Origin of the sequence: Bacillus thuringiensis (assembly GCF_022095615.2) — a bacterium.
Classification (GTDB): domain Bacteria; phylum Bacillota; class Bacilli; order Bacillales; family Bacillaceae_G; genus Bacillus_A; species Bacillus_A cereus_AG.
Genome location: NZ_CP155560.1, coordinates 107,046 through 124,332, shown reverse-complemented (window position 1 = coordinate 124,332; position 17,287 = coordinate 107,046). Strand labels below are relative to the sequence as shown.

Below are 17,287 nucleotides of genomic sequence, written 5' to 3'. Positions count from 1 at the left end.
TATGTAAAATATTGTAATACCAAAGAGTCTTTATCAACAAATACCTTATTATTCTGTTTCTTTTTTCTCAAATCTACAGCACCTAAACATCACTCAGTCCTCAAACATATTTTTAAAATTAATTTCACTTTATATTAAATAAAAGCCAAATAGCCGTTCATAATGAACGACTATTAAGCATCTAACTAAAAATTTGAATGTTTTTCATGTTAATCTATTTTGTTTAATCCCGTTGAAGTAACTTGATAGATTCTTTTTTTTCCTATATATTCTTGTTTATTATTCTCAAGGTTAGTAAGTTTAGCCCGTGTCTTTTCATTTACTGCTTCCCCTTCTATATGGGTAAACTCGATATAATCTCCCACTTTGACCGGCACAGTTTGGCTTTCAGCAGTTTGCTGTCTATTTCCCACTATTTCTTTATTGTATACAACACTACCGGATGAATTCTGTACTTTGATACTCGCATACGTATTATTAAAATAAGAATGTGGTACGCCTGTTTCTAAATTCACCTGCATTTTCTCTGTTACCCTATTATAATTTACTTTTGCAATTTCTCTATCACTATATCCTTTTAAAGACCAACTAAATTGATTTCCGTCTAAAACCGTTGTTTCTGGCATTTTTTCTACTTTCTTCAGACCTTCTTTTGTAACTTCGTACATTGCTTTTTTTCCAAAGCTTTCTTGTTTGCTATTATCTACATTTGTTAAAGTAGCTCTATGCACACCTTCTAGATGTGTTAACTCAATATAATCTCCTACTTTAACTGGAACTTTTTGCGATTCAGCATTTTGTTGTTTATTTCCATAAATGTCTTTATTGTATACTACTTTGCCTGATGCATTTTGTACTTTAATACTCGCATATGTTTCATTAAAATAATGATGCGGTACGCCTGTTTTTAAGTCTACTTGCATTTCTTCTGTCGACTTATTGAAATTGATTTTAGCAAACTCGAAATCACTAATCCCTTTCATTGACCATGCAAATTGATTTCCATCTAAAATTGTTGCTTCTGGCATTTTTTCTACTTTCTTCAGACCTTCTTTTGTAACTTCGTACATTGCTTTTTTTCCAAAACTTTCTTGTTTACTATTATTTACATTTGTTAAAGTAGCTCTATGCACACCTTCTAGATGTGTTAACTCAATATAATCTCCTACTTTAACTGGAACTTTTTGCGATTCAGCATTTTGTTGTTTGTTTCCATAAATATCTTTATTGTATACTACTTTGCCTGATGCATTTTGTACTTTAATACTCGCATATGTTTCATTAAAATAATGATGCGGTACGCCTGCTTTTAAGTCCACTTGCATTTCTTCAGCCGACTTATTGAAATTGATTTTAGCAAACTCGAAATCACTAATCCCTTTCATTGACCATGCAAACTGGCTTCCTTCTAAAATATTATTTGCATTAGGCACATCTGGTTTAATCGGATTAGAATCTGTCCCCTTCCAAATCTCTGCTGTTAAAACTGGATATCCTAATGCAGCCACTTTTTGAATGGTATCATTATTTGGACGTAATCCCCACTTCTCAAAGAAAGGCATCAAATTTTGTTTGGCTACTTTTGATGCTGAGATCATAAATAATTGTTTTTTATTTTCATCAGTTTGTGGAAGTTCATTAGAAGGCATATCTCTATACAATTGATGCAGTTTAGGATAGAAGTCTTCTCCATATGCTAATTGTAGTTGCCAAAGCATAACAAGCTTGACAAAAACATCACTTATTTCGTCATAATTTTTATTCGCTTGTTCTAGATATTGAAACGCTTTCGGGTAAATACCACTTTTCTCTAAATTGGATGGTTGATTAAACGCCTTTTCTACAGAAAGGCTGTAAATATTATTTTGTACTTCTGTCATATTATAAAACTTCCAAGGTGCTTGCTGTCTCAAATGCCCTGCCTCATGCCAAGGACCCCAACCATCTTTAATAAATTTATTTATATCTAACACGTATTGAATTGCATCTCCTACATATGCAGTTCGATAAGAAGTCGCATACATATAATAATCTGGTGAATGATTTTCTTCTACGTAATGAATATAATGCTTGTCAGCTTGTTCTTCGGATAATCCAGCTACTTTGTCTTGAATTCGGGTAGCTTCATCCATCTTTTTTAAGAGTTGTACAGGATCTGTATTAGAACCCAGCAAATATTTCTTAACACGTGCAGGGCTGGCCGTAATTAATACACGTTCTCCTTTTAGCTCCACTGCATGTGCATTTGGATTTTGGTTCAGCATGTCTATTAAATCTTGTTTTGTATGTTTGCCTAGTTCAAAGAAAGGAGTAGTCGTTCCACCAGTTGTGACTGTTGTTCGAATGGTACCACCTTGTTGTTTATTGTAAAAATAAATCATTCCTCCATTTGGAGATTGGATTGTGTTTATACCTGGTTTTAATGTAAATGATTTTATTTTAGAATCTTCTCTCCAAGAAGCATCATACGAATACGTTCCAATGTATGCTTGAATATTTTCATTTCCTTCTACATTAATCGTTATTTGTTCATTTGGCTTTGCATATAAACCAGTCGGTTCATATGGACTAAATGCCATACTTTTTCTTTCCTGTTGTTTCAATACCTCAACATCCCCTTTTCCTGGGACTGTATACGTTCTGTTTTCTGATTTAACTGACTTTTCCTCTTGAAGTGATGTCGATATTTTATTTTGCTGCTGCGTTTCCTCTGCAATGATATCTGTTGTAGAAATCATTCCAGTTGCAAGCATAGTTACTGTAGCGGTGGCTGCAAGTATTTTTCTAGTTTTATGTTTTGAATTATTCCCCATGTTTTCTCCCTCATTTTTCCTTAATATGCTTAAGGATTGATTTTTTCGCTTTCATGTTTTTTCCCAAAACCATTCATGCTATTTATGTTGTATCTTTTAATCTATTTTTTTCATAATAATCTCCTTTTCTTTAGTTATCATTGTATACAAATACTATTTGATGACACATTAAATAACAACTTTACGATAAACTCATCAATAACAAACTATTATGTTTTGATACAACACCCTTAACTTCCATCTAATTGTATAAATGTATTCATTTGGCGAAATAAGTAAATAAATTTCAACATTTAAAGCTTATAATCTAGCGAAAAATTCATAATTTTTTTAAACTTCAAAGGTTTACATAATTGCAACCACATTTATTTAAACTTCCTTAACTTTTTTCTAAACTATTCTCTAAGAATCTTATTGTTAATTGTAAATAAACCAGGTTGCTACTATTTATGTAAAAGAAAGGCGGAATCTTAAATATGACTCCGCCTTTTTTGATATAAAAAGCATCTAATTCTATTTGAATTAGATGCTTACATTTAGTTCTTAGACCAAGAATTCTAAACTACTTATGCCCCTGTAAATCTTTTTTTATTACATCCCATAGTGGATTATCTTGCCGTATCGGTTTACCCTCTTCGTCCCATTTTATTTTTCCTGTTCCCAATTCATAATTCATTCCCGTCCATGTGTCTTCACGGAATGCATAGAATGATTTATGCCACCCTTTTTGGTTGAAGATAGAAATAAGATCTTGCATGTATTGGGTAGCTCCTGGAACGGTACGGTTAATTCCAAACTCCTCTGCAATAATTCGATTAGATGGTACATGATTTTTCTTAGACCATAGCTGGATTGGCTTTAAAAATTTCTCTAATCCCTGTTTATTCCACATTACAGGTTTCTCTAAATCCCCTACTTTTACTAATCCTGGATATTGATATTCCTTATTTTGTTTTTCACCTTGACTCGTTAATTCATATGGTTCATACATATGAAATGCGTAAAGTGTTTTTTTATCCTCTACTGGGTTTAAATATTTAAAGGCCCATGGAGTAGCATATAAACCTGAATCTAAAATAATCGGTGTTTCTTGGTCCACTTCACGGATAGAATGAATCACCTTTTCATAAAATTCGTTTAAATCTGCTGTCGTTCCTTTCACTTTTGCATACCATTTCTCGTAATCTTCCGTCCAAAAGTCATTATATCTATTATTTTTAGCTGTTTCTGGATGCGGTTCATTTATAATATTATAACCGACCACTGCAGGGTGATCTTTTAGTTCCAAAGCAAGGTCTTTCCAAAATTGACTTGCTTGTTCTTGATACTTCTCTTCTTCCCATATTCTGTCGTCATTCTTGTTATTATTAAATTGGCGCCACCGATCACCAGGCAAGGATAACATTGTAAGAACAACTTTCATTCCCTGCGATTGTGCGGCATCTAAATCCGCTTTTAATTTTTCTAGATCCTCCTTTACTAATCCCTGATAGTTATCTGCATTACCTATCAGAAAATCCTTCCCAGAGGTATCTGGTTTATCCTCAAATAAAAAATCTTTATCCTTTGCCCATTTATCAGGTGCTAAACGAACATATTCAATATTAGCTTCTTTTGCACTTTTATAGTTTTCAGGTAATGACGTACTATTCATGAAATTAGTACCTTTCCTTTTTGAATCCCAAAAACTAATTTTTGAATCGCTCTTGTGATAGGTATCAGCTCTTACATTCATTTCCTGTACTCCAAAATTCATCATGCCTAACAACGCAACAATTGGTAAAATTTTTTTCACAACTTTCTCCTTCTTTCTCTTTCTCTTTATCTTTTACACACATAACATACCTTTGTTTTGTTACAGGAATGTGGCAATTTTCCAAAAATACCTGTTATGTTTATAAAAAAGACAGAGATAATAGGAAGTTGCTTCATTTACTAAAAAACAAAAAAGGAATCCTTTACGGATTCCTTTCTGACTTGCACTCTTTTTCAAATAGCGCATTTTTGCACCTACTTTTAGTATACCTTACAATTCTTATAAAATAAATAAGATTAAATAAATTTTATTTCTATATTTTCAAAAAACATCATATTCCTTATAATTTTACAAATAAAATAGCGTATTATTAAAACTCATCTCTTGAACATTCCTTTAGTTGTTCCATAGCAATTTTACGCGCATGTTCCTCACTATCTATCAAAGTCAATCCTTGTGATATATAACTCCAAAATTCATATCCACAATCCTCCATCCATCTATAAGCTTCTGTTGTGTATAGCCCATCTTTTCTTTTAATGATTTGAACCTTATAGTTTTTACTTGGAGAAAAAAACTCTTGTATAACCTGCTCCATTTATGAAAAATCCTCCTTCAATCTATTATGTGAAATTATATTTTCACATAATCTCGTAATAGAAACCTCTTTTTACGATAAATTACTATCACCTTTTGAAAGGATAATATACCTTACATCCTCCCATCATTTTCTTCCTGTACTAACCAATATAAATGATACAGCTTATATCCTAGAAACTTCAATAACATTTGGCCGTTATTTCTCTCTGTCGTTCTACTTATTTCTACTACATATAATTAAATATTTTTTCAAAAATCACTTCATAAAAGAACGTAAGTTCGTGTATAATAAGAACAAGAATAAGAACAAACGTTCTCGTTATTATTAGGAGGAGTTATAGTGTATGACTATTCAATTTTACCGAATAGAATCATTTTATGTGTCGATCTTCGCAGCTTTTATGCTTCTGTTAGTTGCATCAAAATGGGATTAGACCCACTTCATACAAAATTAGCTGTAGTCGGTGATGTAAATAGGAATGGGTCCATTGTTTTAGCCGCAACTCCACCTTTAAAAGCAATGGGTGTAAAGAAGATGGCAAGGCTATACGAGATTCCTCGACAAAAAGATATCCTTATTGTGAATCCAATTATGGGAACCTATATTAAGTGCTCCAATTACATAACGAAGTTAGCTCTACAATATGTTCCTATTGAAGACTTTCATCAATACAGCATCGATGAATTTTTTATGGATATTACCGATAGCATCCATCTATTTGCCCGGAATCCAAATGAATTTGCATTACAGTTTAAACGTGAAATATATGAACACACACGAATTGAATGCACAATCGGGATTGCACCTAACCTATTGATGAGTAAGGTAGCTTTAGATATTGAAGCAAAGAAAAATAAAGACGGAGTCGCTTATTGGACATACGAAGATATACCTACAAAATTATGGAGCATACGACCGCTTAATAAGTTTTGGGGGATTTCGCATAAAACAGAAACAAAATTAAATCAAAAAGGAATACATTCAATTGGAGATTTAGCTAATTATCCTCTTAAATATTTAAAACAAAGCTTCGGCGTGATTGGCGAAGAATTACACTTACATAGTAATGGGATTGACTTTAGTCGCATTTCAGAAAAATATGTTCCTGCCACAACTTCTATAGGAAAAAGCCAAATTTTAATGCGTGATTATACAATAGAAGAATTTCCGATTATCCTACTGGAACATACCGAAGAAGTTTGCTATCGATTAAGACAACAAAACAAACTTGCTCAAACCGTTCAATTTTCAATTGGATATAGTAAAAGTTATTCGGGTGGCTTTAGCAAAACACATACCTTAAGCCGTCCGACCAACTTAACCATGGACATTTATCAAGTTTGTCTATATTTTCTACATCAACAATATACTGGAGAACCAATTAGAAGTATTACTATTTCTCTAACAAAACTAATTGGTGAAGGAGAAGAACAAATTTCTCTTTTTGATAACATCATACAACGAGAAAAAGAAATAAAGCTAACGAAAGTAATGGATGAAATACGCACAAAGTTTGGAAAAAATAGCATATTAAGAGGAATTTCCTATACAAATAATGCAACAGCTAGATACAGAAACACACTGTTAGGGGGACACAAATCATGAACAACGCTAATATGCCAAAAGGCAGAGGAATGGTAAAATGGACACCATTTGCAGCAATGCCAGAACAATTCGTCGGAATACGTGAAATAATCAAAGAGAAAAATAAAGTTGCACGCCCCATTTTAACTTCAGAAGAGAAAGAACTGATTGAGAACATGTTACTATGTTCATTGCTATCTGAAGAAGAGATATTAATTACATATTATGAAGACGGTTATTTATTCACTAACTATATGACCGTTATCGATATAGATCCATTAAATAGCTCCATCATATGTACGGATGCTTTCTATAATATGATGACAATAAAATTTTCGAATATAATAGACGTAAAATAGAATACATTTAGGTGATGATGTTTGGAGTGTTATAAAGGAATGTATACAATGCAAGGGAATCAGATAAGAAAGAATACAGCGCGAACAACTATTCATAAGGATATAAATAATTATCCCTATCTAAATATACCCATGATTATCAATGAGAAAGATGGAATAACTTACGAGGTTTTAAGCGCTGGTTTTCATAATAATGATGCAGTAGCGATGATAACAACAGATGGTTTTGCTACAACTAGGATAAATACACCAATCGTAACAGTAAAACACAATGATGGTAGTATCCAGGCATTCCGCTTACCTATAGAATTGGAATATTGGGTACTTTCATGTATGTCTGATGCTTCAACAGGGAGAAATCCATTCCCATGTAAAGTCGCTTTTGGAATAATCGATACTAAGTTTCATGTGGAATTTAAGTGAAAAAGGAGCAAATTAATTTGCTCCTTTTATCGTTATGTATGCTCTTGTCCTTTTCTTTTTACATTGTTTGCATACAATATTTTTGATAATTATAGGAGCGGACCCCTGAAATAGCATTCAACTGGATTCCTACTTGCTTTGCTAAATCAAATAACTTTTCAAGTGCTTCTGCTGCTTTTTTACGAAGGTGACTCTATTCTAACGTTCCACTAAATGAGAACAGTACATTTGGTACAACTAAATCCTCTGGTTTCTATTCTTCGGGCAATCCATTCATTTTGCTAAGAATTAAATACAAGGTGCAAAAAACCGACCCGGGTTAATTCCTTATTATCTCTTTCATTAAAGTCATATCCTTGTATATTGGAAATTTCTTAGTTAATTCTTTTACGATAGAATATGCTTTTTCTTTAGCTCTTACATTCTGGGGATTCTTTAATACTAAACAAATGATTTCAGCAATTTTAATCATTTCTAGTTCACCCATTCCTTGTGTTGTAACTGCTGGTGTCCCCAAACGAATTCCACTCGTAATAAAAGGACCCTTTTTATCAAAAGGAATGGAGTTCTTATTAACCGTTATCCCTACTTCCTCTAATAATATTTGAGCCTCTTTTCCTGTTAGGTTCATATTACAAAGATCTATAAGTAGCAAATGATTGTCCGTTCCACCTGTCAACACATTAAAGCCTAACCCTCTTAGTTCTTTTGCTAGCACCTTAGCATTCTTTATTGTATTTGAAACATATTTTTTAAATTTGGGCTGCAACGCTTCATTAAAAGCGACTGCCTTGGCCGCAATCATGTGCATAGCTGGCCCTCCTTGTATACCATACCAGGGAATACACTCTTATCTATTGTAGCAGCCCAATCTCTTCGGCAGAGTATAATTCCCCCTCGAGGACCACGCAGGGTTTTATGGGTAGTGGTAGTAACAAAATCAGCATATGGAACTGGGCTCGGATGCATTCCAGTAGCTACAAGCCCAGCAATATGGGCTATATCTGCCATAAATAATGCATTCACTTCTTTTACAATGCTCGATAATCTCTCAAAATCAATGATCCTTGAATATGCACTTGCACCAATTACCATCATTTTAGGTTGATGTTTCTGCGCTAAAGTTCTAACTTCATCATAGTCAATATCTTATGTCGCTTATTTACTCCATAAGATATAAAATTGTATAATACACCCGAGGAATTAACAGGGCTCCCGTGTGTAAGGTGACCACCGTGGGATAAATCCATTCCTAATACTGTATCTCCAGGCTTCAAACAAGCAGAGTAAACAGCCATATTTGCTTGTGCCCCGGAGTGAGGCTGCACATTCGCGTGGTCCGCATCCTTTCCTAGGAAGCTACAGAAAGAATAGCGTATTTGTTCCAAGGTGAGCTATTTTATTGAAAAGCTTTGGTTTTATATTATAGCTAAAAGGGCAAACAGTGCTAAAATAGCTGGAAGTCCTTGTTTCAAAATAATTGATTTATTAGATGTGAAACCTCCAAAAACAGCTGCTATCACCACACAAATTACGAAAAATAATTGAAGCATATAACCAATTGGGTTAGGTCCAAGTATAAGTCCCCAGATGAGACCAGCAGCTAAAAATCCATTATATAACCCTTGGTTTGCAAACATAATAGCTACGTTTCGATCTCCTTCTAAATGCTTCGGTAATTTAAAAGCGCGTTTCGCTACTTTTGAATCAATAAAGAACATTTCAAGAATCATGATAAATAAATGTTCTAACGCTACAGTCCCGACTAAAATAGCTGCGATTATTTTCACAACATTCTGCCCCCTCTACTCCCTAATATTAGCTTTATACTATTTCCATTATGAAATTCTATCAACTGGGAGACGATTTCCCCTTCCGTCGGCTGCTTTACCGATAGATAGACGCATAGCTAGCAACTCCAATCGTGATTGACTAATACTAATGCATACTACAAACTTTATAGCTTACATAAGTTTTCTGCAGCTTCTAAATAACATTTTTTCAAAACTCGCCTTTCTTTCTAACAAAAAACATTTGACATATCAACTATTGATATGTCAAATAATATACATCTCTCGTTTTAGTTTTGCAAGTTTTTTTACTCACTTATTTTATTTTGTCCCAGCAACTTTAAATTAATTTACACCATCAGTTCACATTTCTAGAAATCATAGTTTTTAAGTTAAGTTACATTTACGATTAACAAAGTATATTGATTTTTTTCTGAATTAGTTTAAACTTAAATAGTTCATAATCGAACGATTATTTAGCCTATTTTAAATAAGAAAGGAATTTAATATTATGAATCAAAGTTTTAAACAAGCTGGAGAAGTTGTCCAATCATTTGTAACAATAAACAAAGAGGTTATAAATTTCACACATCAAAACGCTTCCAGTTTAGGGTTAACAGTTCAACAAATGGGGATTTTAAATACAATTTATACAAATCCTAATATTACACTTAAAGAGATTTCATCACGTCTTTCAGTTCCTAAAAGTACAGTGAGTGTAAATATAGATGAGTTAGTTAATATAGGGTTCATTGTGAGGGAACAATCACATGAAGATCGTAGAGAAATAAAATTAAAAGTGACAACCCAAGGACAAGAAGTATCAAAAACATCCATTAAAAACTCTACTTCCTACAAAGCAATGACAGAAGCACTACAGAGGCTTTCAGAAGACGATATTCAAACGTTATTACGTATTCATAAAGATATATTAACCTCTCTACAACAGTTTCGTTAATTGATGCTGAATATTTTAGACACCAATTAAACTCTCATTCTCCCAAAATATGAACTATTTTGATTTGTTTTTGATAATGTCAGTAGGACACGTTTACTCATATGCCCTCATATTGAAAGAGGGCATTATTTATTACCTATTGAAGTAGAATTTTAGCTTTCTTCAACACCATCTCAATATATATTATGTTTCTTTGTTAAAAATTAATTTCATTCTTCTTATATCCGTACGCCTTAAAATCATCAGTAAATATTTCAGAAACCAGATTTAAAGTTTCTTCATCATAAAAGCTTCGATATGTGGGTAATGAAGGAAATCCAGGGGCCATAATATCACTTTCTGCATGATTTCCTTTATGCATCATTTCATGCGATCTGTGATGAGAGGATTTTGTGAGAGATAGTATATCGGATGATAATAAATCATATTTTTTCTCAATATTTAAAATCTCTTTATTAAAATTCTCAAGTTTAATATATTGTTTAATGAAATTTTCCTCTCCTTCAATATATTGCTGAGAAAAATGTTGATCTAATTGGATAGATTTTGGACCTATATCTTTTACATAATATAAGAATTGTTTAAATGAAATCCCTTTTTTAATATTTTTATCATTATAAAAATATTCTTTAATATCCCCCCACTGTTTCACGGCATAAGGATTATTATAAAGTACTAAAAATGAACTGACTGCCCTTTTATAAGGATTGCGTACAAGCTTTATAGTCTCTTTTTTTAAGCTTAATAGTTCCATTTCTAATTCTTTATAATAACTGTTTGTATTTTTGTATATTTGAAATTCATAGTAATGGATAAATGGGTCATATCTCATTGCCTCATCATATAAATTAATTTGAAAGAAAAACCAATTTGCTAGAGAGGTACAGCCACTTCTGTGACTCCAAAATAAAATTAAAGGGAAATCCTTATGATAATGCGGAATACGTTCGCCATATTCAATGAGTTCTTTAATGGTTTGATTCATAATCATAGGCCTCCTCCGGTATTTATTTTTACTTTCGTAAGAAAAAACAATGTGTTATTAAATAATTATCCTGTTACTGATATTTACATTGATATCCAAGATCAAAATACACAGTTTCATCCACTTATGAAAAGTGCAGCAATTTAGCTTCCCCCTAAAATCAAATTATTATATGTTGACATGTTTTTATTTGGCCTGATTTTTTATAACCAAGATTCCAAATAAAAGTAAGTTAAATGAACATAAAAATATGATTAATTTACAGTTGTAACGAAAGTGATTAATCCAATAAAGTGAAACTTTAATTAGCGGGGATTTTACGGTAGTTATCTCCCATCTAACTAACTCTTATTCGCCGGATTTTCAGACGGGAGTCTTAATGCCCTTTAATGCTGGATAAACGAAACCTTCACTCTTCATACGAAACTACATATCTTAATATGCGCCATGTATTCATGCTTACAATCGGTGGGCTGTAAGCTGTCACCTTTTTATTTAATTTTATCTACACACTTAAGTAAAACAAACATAATTTATATAGTACTTCAATGCTCATAAATCTTTTTTTTAGGGGATCACTTACCTGTGCGCCCCTTTTTGTTTTCGAATAACGCGTTATCATGCAATTATTTAGATATCTTTATTGCTATTTCATATATAAGCACTTCCTCCATATACTATAAAAAAGGAGGTTAAAAAATGCCTATCACAAATATTTATGATTTTATATCCAAGTATGGGCGTCCCCCTCATTTTCACAAAGACTTTCCCCTAATCTTATTTTGGAGCCAAAAAAGCGGCTGCACTTCACTTGTATATTGGTTTTTTTATCACATTAATTTATTTAAAGAAGCGGTTAAATATAACCCATTTGTTCATCACTATGAATTTGACATTTATAAAAACTCCATACCTTATTTCACTGATTTAGCCAATGCATTACAAAAAAAAGAAAAAGACACCTATAAATTAGTAAGAAATCCCTTCAAAAGGGCCGTAAGCTCCTTTATTTCTCTGATTCCAGCTCCATATTACGAATCCACTGAATGGAAGCCTATTCGTCATTATTTTTATGGTGATGAATCCTGTAATAAAAAAATTTCTTTTAAACTTTATTTATATTATTTAAAAGCACATGCACCAGATTTTGAAAGCGTAAATCCACACTTCACACCACAGTATATACAAGGAGAAGAAGAGTTTGTAACAAATTATATTTACCTGGAGAATTTCTCTACGGAACTTTCTAATTTAGAAGACAACTACGGATTAAAAAAATCTCCTCTGAATGGATTAGTTAGCTCGTGGCATCACCAAAACAAATTAGCAGTTTACAAGGGGACATATGCAGATGGTGATATTACAGATCCTTTATTCCCAAGGCATCCCACCTACGATAGTTTTTATGATGAAGAAACAATTCAATTGGTTAAAGATATTTTCAAAGATGATTTCAAAACATATGAATACCCATTAAATCTAACTTAAAAAGGAAACTTAAATCCACCGAATTAAGTTTCCTCATACAGCTTTTGTAATAATTTAGGACACTGTGTAGCAGTGCTCTTTTTTTATGAAATCCCAATTTCTTTATCCATTTATTTAAAACCAGATTATAAACCCTTTGTATATTTTCATACGTCATCTTCACATCAAAAAAATGTGTGTATCATCTATAAATAATTTTTTTATATTATTTACCCCTGTAACTTATTCTCACCTTAATTATTAAACATACATATATTATTTATAATAATTTTTTTAAGAACATGATCCTTTTTTCATTAATTTTTCTTTAATAATTAACTACATTTACCCTTTAACCGAATTTACTCGTTGAAGTTACCGAGTTTTAAATGAAATACATTAGTTAATTTATTTAAAAGAGGATGATTATATTGGAATTCAAAGAGCTACATGGATTATACGATGATGTTATTAGCTTAGGTGAAAATTGTTATACTGCCATCCATCTACAAAAATACAAGCTAAGGAAACATTCTGGTCCTCTAGATTGGTTTACGTCGCCAGATCTCTCCTCAATAAATGATTTATTAAAAAATAATTTCAGGGATTTTATGGATTTAAATAATATGCATGCAATGGCAGATAAAAATATCATTTTTAATGATGGGGTGATACAACCTGTATCCTCCCATATTGTAAAAGATATAAAGTATAACATAACATCCTATCACGATTTCCCTGTTATCCCCAATGAAGAGTGGTCTAGCACATATCCTGAATTCAAACAAAAATTAGATCGAAGAATTAGTAACTTTTATAAAATAACGGAAAAATCCCAATCTATTTTATTTGTTAGATGGGGGGGGAATCTCATTGAGACGCTAAAATTACAATCTATTTTATCAAGGATTGTTAAAAATAACTTTAAGATACTTCTACTCTCTCCAACAGGATCAGAAAATGAATTCAGTATATTAGAATGGGATATCGAACACGTTTTTACACTTCAAGTTTCAAATAATTATTTAAATAAAAGAACTTGGTATATGTTATTTAAAGATATACATCTAAATTCAAAAATATAAACATATGATATCATTGCATTTAAAAGAATGGCGTTTAAATTGTTACTTGAGTTTTTTTATTGCCTCTATTTATTTTTAATCACTTTGATTAATATACTGTAATAATTGCAATATTCGTTTCTCATATGTGTGACTGGTTAATGTCCGATTTAGGCCGTTTTTCGCTATCTTATTTCTTTCTTCTACATTTTCTAAATAATACTCTGCTTTCTCTATAAACTCCAATGGATTACAAAACGTTTCTATTTCAACACCTGGTATATAATGTTTTGATATATCTGCGCGTATATCAGTTAGTTGAAAAGAACCTGATGAATTAATTTCAAACATCCTATTATTTACTGAATATGCTGTTATTTTTGCTGAATTACAATTCAATTCCTTATCATATGGTGAACGATGTAAATTGACATTAATTTTCGTGGATAGATAATACTTTAAGGCTTCTTCATATTCACCAAGTGGTAACAGTTTTATTTTCTCTCGCAACACATCATAATTCTTTAATTTTTCCCAACCAAATCCAACTATTTTAGCATTTTTAACTGTCAAATATTCTGAAATTGAATCAATAAATTCTATTCTATTTTTAAATGCCGTACCAACGAAACTAATTTCATAATATTCCGTATTCTCTTCGTGAGTGGGTTTATATACATTCTGGTTGGCCGCTAAAGGAAGATGGAAAACATATTTACAGCCTATGCTTTTATAAAATCTAGTGCAGCCTAGATCCTGAGTAAATATATAGTCATAATGTAAAGCTATGTTTTGTGTTATATCTGAATAATAAGGGTCGTCTGTCAACCAAAGTCCAATAGTGAAACCTAGTTCCTTTAAATATGGTATTACATGATTATATTCCGCATTTAAACCATGTAATACCAAAATAAAATCTGGCTTTGTTTTAATTGCTGTTTTTATTGCCTCTCCTATATCTACCATAGTAGCATTGCCATTCTCTTTTTGAAGACTATTGAAAATTGCAGTTTCAAGTAAAGGATAATAAAAAGAAATTCCAGAACGAATAAATAAGATCTTTTTCGGATTATTACCTTTCATGTCATTCCTCCCATGTAAACTTAATCTTTTTTGAAAATACTGCTTGATATTCTGGATGCAAGCGAAGGTCTTGCGTATGCTCTGCAGTTCCTATAAATTTCTCCTCTAGTTCTTCTAAATTTGTTCCATAAAAAGATGTTAAAGCACTCCAACGTTTAGATAAGGTTGGAGCAATTTGTAACCTTCGTCTTTTCATTTGATCGTTCCATGGACTAAAATAGAATTTCAAAACAAACGCTGGTGAAGAATACAACTGGAATGAATAGGCTGATGAATGCCTCCCTGGCGTATATTCTCCCCTTTTATAATCGTGTATCAACCTCCAACTTTTCCCTGGATGTGGATTGTGTGGAAAATAACCATGAAATCTTTGTTCTACCAATGGAATAGAGTATCTTGGATTACGACATCCATAGTTTAAAGGGTCGACCATTAAAATCATTCGGATTGCATACATCCTCTTTTTTAATTCATTTAGCGAATTAAAAAATTCAGTTTTATTTGGATAACAAAGAAATTCGGTAGTATTTAAAGTCATTTTCCACCCCGTCACTTCACTTTCAATATCCATAACTTCATTATCCACTTGTTCTGCATCGAACTCTGGTACTCTTGAATTCCTCACTTCCCAGTTCGGTGCGAATATTCTACACATCTCCACTGATCGATCTGTAGAACCCCTATTAATTAAAATACCGTGATCAAAAATTTTTTTATGATGCATTAACCACCAAGGCAGTAAATATTCTTCATTATAAAAGTGCGAGATTAATGTAGTGATAATCAACACCCCTCAGTTATTTTAATATTCCACGCTTTTCCCTACCCTCATATCATTTATAAGCATTTTTCATGTCCACTATGAAACAATATTGGACATGAAAAATAATTATTTTTTGGTTATAAAAATGTTAATAAAACCATACGGTATTATTGCAGATTATTTTCCAAGGATGTCATACAACTTCCTTTTTCGGGTAACCATACTTGGTCCCTTTTTTGGGTAACCATATTTGGTTCCTTTTTTCTTTGTAAAGTATTATTTAATTTATTAAATTACGATTGCCTAATATATTAATCACTACTATAAAAGTGTAATTTCAAAACAAAAAATGCCTTTAAAATTGGAGGATAATAAATATGAAAGCTGTAATTCTTGCTGGTGGATATGGTACTCGAATTGGCGAAGAAACACATCTAAAACCAAAGCCTATGATTGAAATTGGCACAAAGCCCATTCTCTGGCATATTATGAGTTTATTTAATGAACGCTATTTCAGAATTTGTGTCTTTCCTTATCGTGTGCAATTTTTATCCCCTCCTTTTCAACGACTAATACGTCACCATACATAAAAAAATATGAGATTATACTCTACAAATTCCCTGCTACTCTATCTTTCATTCATCCTCTTATCCGAAAGCTGATTTATAACCATTTTTTGTATAAATCAGCAACCTATTTACCTTCCATTAAATGGAAATAAACCTTTTTTCGCTTTGCATGTTCTACTAGCTTTGTATACAATGGTGTGCCTTTATCGTTCATAATGAATCCCAATTCCTTTCCGATAGTATTTTGTATTCCAACTTAGTTTAAAATGCAGCGATTCATAGTTCAATATAATAATAAATATAGTTTCAATAGGAATTACCTATTATAATAAAATTAAAATGAAGATTTACTTTCCTAAACTTGTGATTCATATCCAAACAGGAATTATCGTTATCAATTTGAAGGGCGACTATATCTGCTTTGCTGTAATAGAGCATCATACATTGCTTAATAGATTATTGAAAAGAAAAAAGCTCTGCACTTTGCAGGCTTTCTTTATGATTTAATTATTAAGTTGTTCATAAAATCCCCTATAGAATTCGCCTGGAATATACGGAAATAAGAAGATTGAACGTCGTAATGTTTGTCAGTAATGATTAGGATTGAAGGGAAAAATTTAGAAGCTTTCGGTTGCCAAGATTCATTGTGCCATTCTTGGCTATGGAAGTATAACTCGTATCTATTTATCTTATCTTGCATTATTTTTTTACTGTATACTGACTTTTGAACTTCAATAAAAAATGGGGATCTACGCCATATCGTAAAGGCATCTGGCTCCATATACTCTTTCCCATACTTAGGTTCCACTTTGAATAGTTTAGGATTTTCGTAGTAGACAAGTTGTTTGTATACGTCCACAATGCCAAGGAAATGAGGAATTTTTTGACTCGTTTTTTTGATAGAACTTGGTTGTGGAAAATAAATGTATGGGTGCTGTAATACGTTTGCATCAACATAACCATCTCTCCTTAATCGTTTCATAACCGTATTACAACAAGTTACTGCATTCTTTAAACCCTGAAAATGCAAGTCAATAATATCATCACGGGACATGCATCTAAATCGCTTCAA

14 protein-coding genes and 3 pseudogenes are annotated in these 17,287 nt (G+C 32.1%); 7 read left to right on the top strand and 10 right to left on the bottom strand.

Annotated features, from left to right (window positions below; genetic code table 11):
* Positions 1–209: 209 nt before the first annotated feature.
* The 3 genes from KZZ19_RS27485 to KZZ19_RS27475 form a co-directional block, all read right to left on the bottom strand.
* Positions 210–2,813 carry a putative mucin/carbohydrate-binding domain-containing protein gene (locus tag KZZ19_RS27485; protein WP_226545916.1) on the bottom strand — a complete coding sequence of 868 codons (2,604 nt, stop codon included), beginning with the start codon at positions 2,811–2,813 and terminating at the stop codon, positions 210–212.
* A gap of 562 nt (positions 2,814–3,375) precedes the next feature.
* Positions 3,376–4,638, bottom strand: coding sequence for a glycoside hydrolase family 5 protein (locus KZZ19_RS27480; RefSeq protein WP_226546077.1), 1,263 nt, complete (start codon positions 4,636–4,638; stop codon positions 3,376–3,378).
* Positions 4,639–4,939: 301 nt separating this feature from the next.
* Positions 4,940–5,167 (bottom strand): hypothetical protein, encoded by a 228-nt coding sequence (locus KZZ19_RS27475; RefSeq protein WP_000438639.1) that lies wholly within the window; start codon positions 5,165–5,167, stop codon positions 4,940–4,942.
* Positions 5,168–5,509: 342 nt separating this feature from the next.
* Here KZZ19_RS27475 and KZZ19_RS27470 point away from each other — a divergent pair, with 342 nt between their 5' ends.
* From KZZ19_RS27470 to KZZ19_RS27460, 3 genes are read left to right on the top strand one after another with little or no spacing between them, the layout of a single operon-like run.
* The gene (locus tag KZZ19_RS27470; RefSeq protein WP_098538622.1) at positions 5,510–6,775 is read left to right on the top strand and encodes a Y-family DNA polymerase; all 1,266 of its coding nucleotides are present in this window, start codon (positions 5,510–5,512) and stop codon (positions 6,773–6,775) included.
* Positions 6,772–7,113: a YolD-like family protein gene (locus KZZ19_RS27465; protein WP_226545918.1), complete on the top strand. Its 342-nt coding sequence runs from the start codon at positions 6,772–6,774 to the stop codon at positions 7,111–7,113. The genes KZZ19_RS27470 and KZZ19_RS27465 overlap by 4 nt, the downstream gene beginning before the upstream one ends.
* A gap of 48 nt (positions 7,114–7,161) precedes the next feature.
* Entirely contained in the window at positions 7,162–7,536 is a 375-nt protein-coding gene (locus KZZ19_RS27460) for a hypothetical protein (protein ID WP_226546079.1), read from the top strand.
* A 35-nt stretch (positions 7,537–7,571) separates the two neighbouring features.
* Here the strand turns inward: KZZ19_RS27460 and KZZ19_RS27455 are convergent.
* From KZZ19_RS27455 to KZZ19_RS27445, 3 genes and pseudogenes are all read right to left on the bottom strand, one after another.
* Positions 7,572–7,816: pseudogene (locus tag KZZ19_RS27455) on the bottom strand (D-alanyl-D-alanine carboxypeptidase family protein); the annotation flags it as partial.
* Positions 7,817–7,855: 39 nt separating this feature from the next.
* Positions 7,856–8,879, bottom strand: a pseudogene (gene glyA / locus KZZ19_RS27450) (serine hydroxymethyltransferase); the annotation flags it as partial.
* Positions 8,880–8,954: 75 nt separating this feature from the next.
* A complete protein-coding gene (locus KZZ19_RS27445; RefSeq protein WP_237981980.1) occupies positions 8,955–9,326 on the bottom strand; it encodes a DUF1304 domain-containing protein in 372 nt (123 codons plus the stop codon).
* Positions 9,327–9,837: 511 nt separating this feature from the next.
* Here KZZ19_RS27445 and KZZ19_RS27440 point away from each other — a divergent pair.
* Positions 9,838–10,284 carry a MarR family winged helix-turn-helix transcriptional regulator gene (locus KZZ19_RS27440; protein WP_237981983.1) on the top strand — a complete coding sequence of 149 codons (447 nt, stop codon included), beginning with the start codon at positions 9,838–9,840 and terminating at the stop codon, positions 10,282–10,284.
* Positions 10,285–10,480: 196 nt separating this feature from the next.
* Here the strand turns inward: KZZ19_RS27440 and KZZ19_RS27435 are convergent, their stop codons facing one another.
* Positions 10,481–11,269, bottom strand: coding sequence for a sulfotransferase family 2 domain-containing protein (locus tag KZZ19_RS27435; protein ID WP_237981984.1), 789 nt, complete (start codon positions 11,267–11,269; stop codon positions 10,481–10,483).
* Between the two features lie 699 nt (positions 11,270–11,968).
* Between KZZ19_RS27435 and KZZ19_RS27430 the strand changes: the two genes are divergently transcribed.
* Together KZZ19_RS27430 and KZZ19_RS27425 are read left to right on the top strand one after the other, a co-directional pair.
* Positions 11,969–12,757 (top strand): sulfotransferase family 2 domain-containing protein, encoded by a 789-nt coding sequence (locus KZZ19_RS27430; RefSeq protein WP_237981987.1) that lies wholly within the window; start codon positions 11,969–11,971, stop codon positions 12,755–12,757.
* Between the two features lie 401 nt (positions 12,758–13,158).
* Positions 13,159–13,821, top strand: coding sequence for a DUF1796 family putative cysteine peptidase (locus KZZ19_RS27425; protein WP_237981988.1), 663 nt, complete (start codon positions 13,159–13,161; stop codon positions 13,819–13,821).
* A 75-nt stretch (positions 13,822–13,896) separates the two neighbouring features.
* On the opposite strand, the gene KZZ19_RS27420 is transcribed toward KZZ19_RS27425, so the two are convergent.
* Together KZZ19_RS27420 and KZZ19_RS27415 are read right to left on the bottom strand one after the other, a co-directional pair.
* Positions 13,897–14,883 carry a CgeB family protein gene (locus KZZ19_RS27420; RefSeq protein WP_237981989.1) on the bottom strand — a complete coding sequence of 329 codons (987 nt, stop codon included), beginning with the start codon at positions 14,881–14,883 and terminating at the stop codon, positions 13,897–13,899.
* A gap of 1 nt (position 14,884) precedes the next feature.
* The gene (locus tag KZZ19_RS27415) at positions 14,885–15,667 is read right to left on the bottom strand and encodes a glycosyltransferase family 2 protein (RefSeq protein WP_237982052.1); all 783 of its coding nucleotides are present in this window, start codon (positions 15,665–15,667) and stop codon (positions 14,885–14,887) included.
* Positions 15,668–16,023: 356 nt separating this feature from the next.
* Between KZZ19_RS27415 and KZZ19_RS27410 the strand changes: the two are divergent.
* Positions 16,024–16,149 (top strand): annotated as a pseudogene (locus KZZ19_RS27410) (sugar phosphate nucleotidyltransferase); the annotation flags it as partial.
* A 562-nt stretch (positions 16,150–16,711) separates the two neighbouring features.
* Here the strand turns inward: KZZ19_RS27410 and KZZ19_RS27405 are convergent.
* Positions 16,712–17,287, bottom strand: a complete 576-nt coding sequence (locus KZZ19_RS27405) for a replication-relaxation family protein (protein WP_016090027.1) — start codon at positions 17,285–17,287, stop codon at positions 16,712–16,714.

What these genes read in the sequence shown, in the direction of transcription:
- KZZ19_RS27485 (WP_226545916.1), bottom strand. Translation starts at nt 2,813, where the DNA reads ATGGGGAATAATTCAAAACATAAAACTAGAAAAATACTTGCAGCCACC.
- KZZ19_RS27475 (WP_000438639.1), bottom strand. Translation starts at nt 5,167, where the DNA reads ATGGAGCAGGTTATACAAGAGTTTTTTTCTCCAAGTAAAAACTATAAG.
- KZZ19_RS27465 (WP_226545918.1), top strand. Translation starts at nt 6,772, where the DNA reads ATGAACAACGCTAATATGCCAAAAGGCAGAGGAATGGTAAAATGGACA.
- KZZ19_RS27460 (WP_226546079.1), top strand. Translation starts at nt 7,162, where the DNA reads ATGCAAGGGAATCAGATAAGAAAGAATACAGCGCGAACAACTATTCAT.
- KZZ19_RS27440 (WP_237981983.1), top strand. Translation starts at nt 9,838, where the DNA reads ATGAATCAAAGTTTTAAACAAGCTGGAGAAGTTGTCCAATCATTTGTA.
- KZZ19_RS27435 (WP_237981984.1), bottom strand. Translation starts at nt 11,269, where the DNA reads ATGAATCAAACCATTAAAGAACTCATTGAATATGGCGAACGTATTCCG.
- KZZ19_RS27430 (WP_237981987.1), top strand. Translation starts at nt 11,969, where the DNA reads ATGCCTATCACAAATATTTATGATTTTATATCCAAGTATGGGCGTCCC.
- KZZ19_RS27425 (WP_237981988.1), top strand. Translation starts at nt 13,159, where the DNA reads ATGATTATATTGGAATTCAAAGAGCTACATGGATTATACGATGATGTT.
- KZZ19_RS27420 (WP_237981989.1), bottom strand. Translation starts at nt 14,883, where the DNA reads ATGAAAGGTAATAATCCGAAAAAGATCTTATTTATTCGTTCTGGAATT.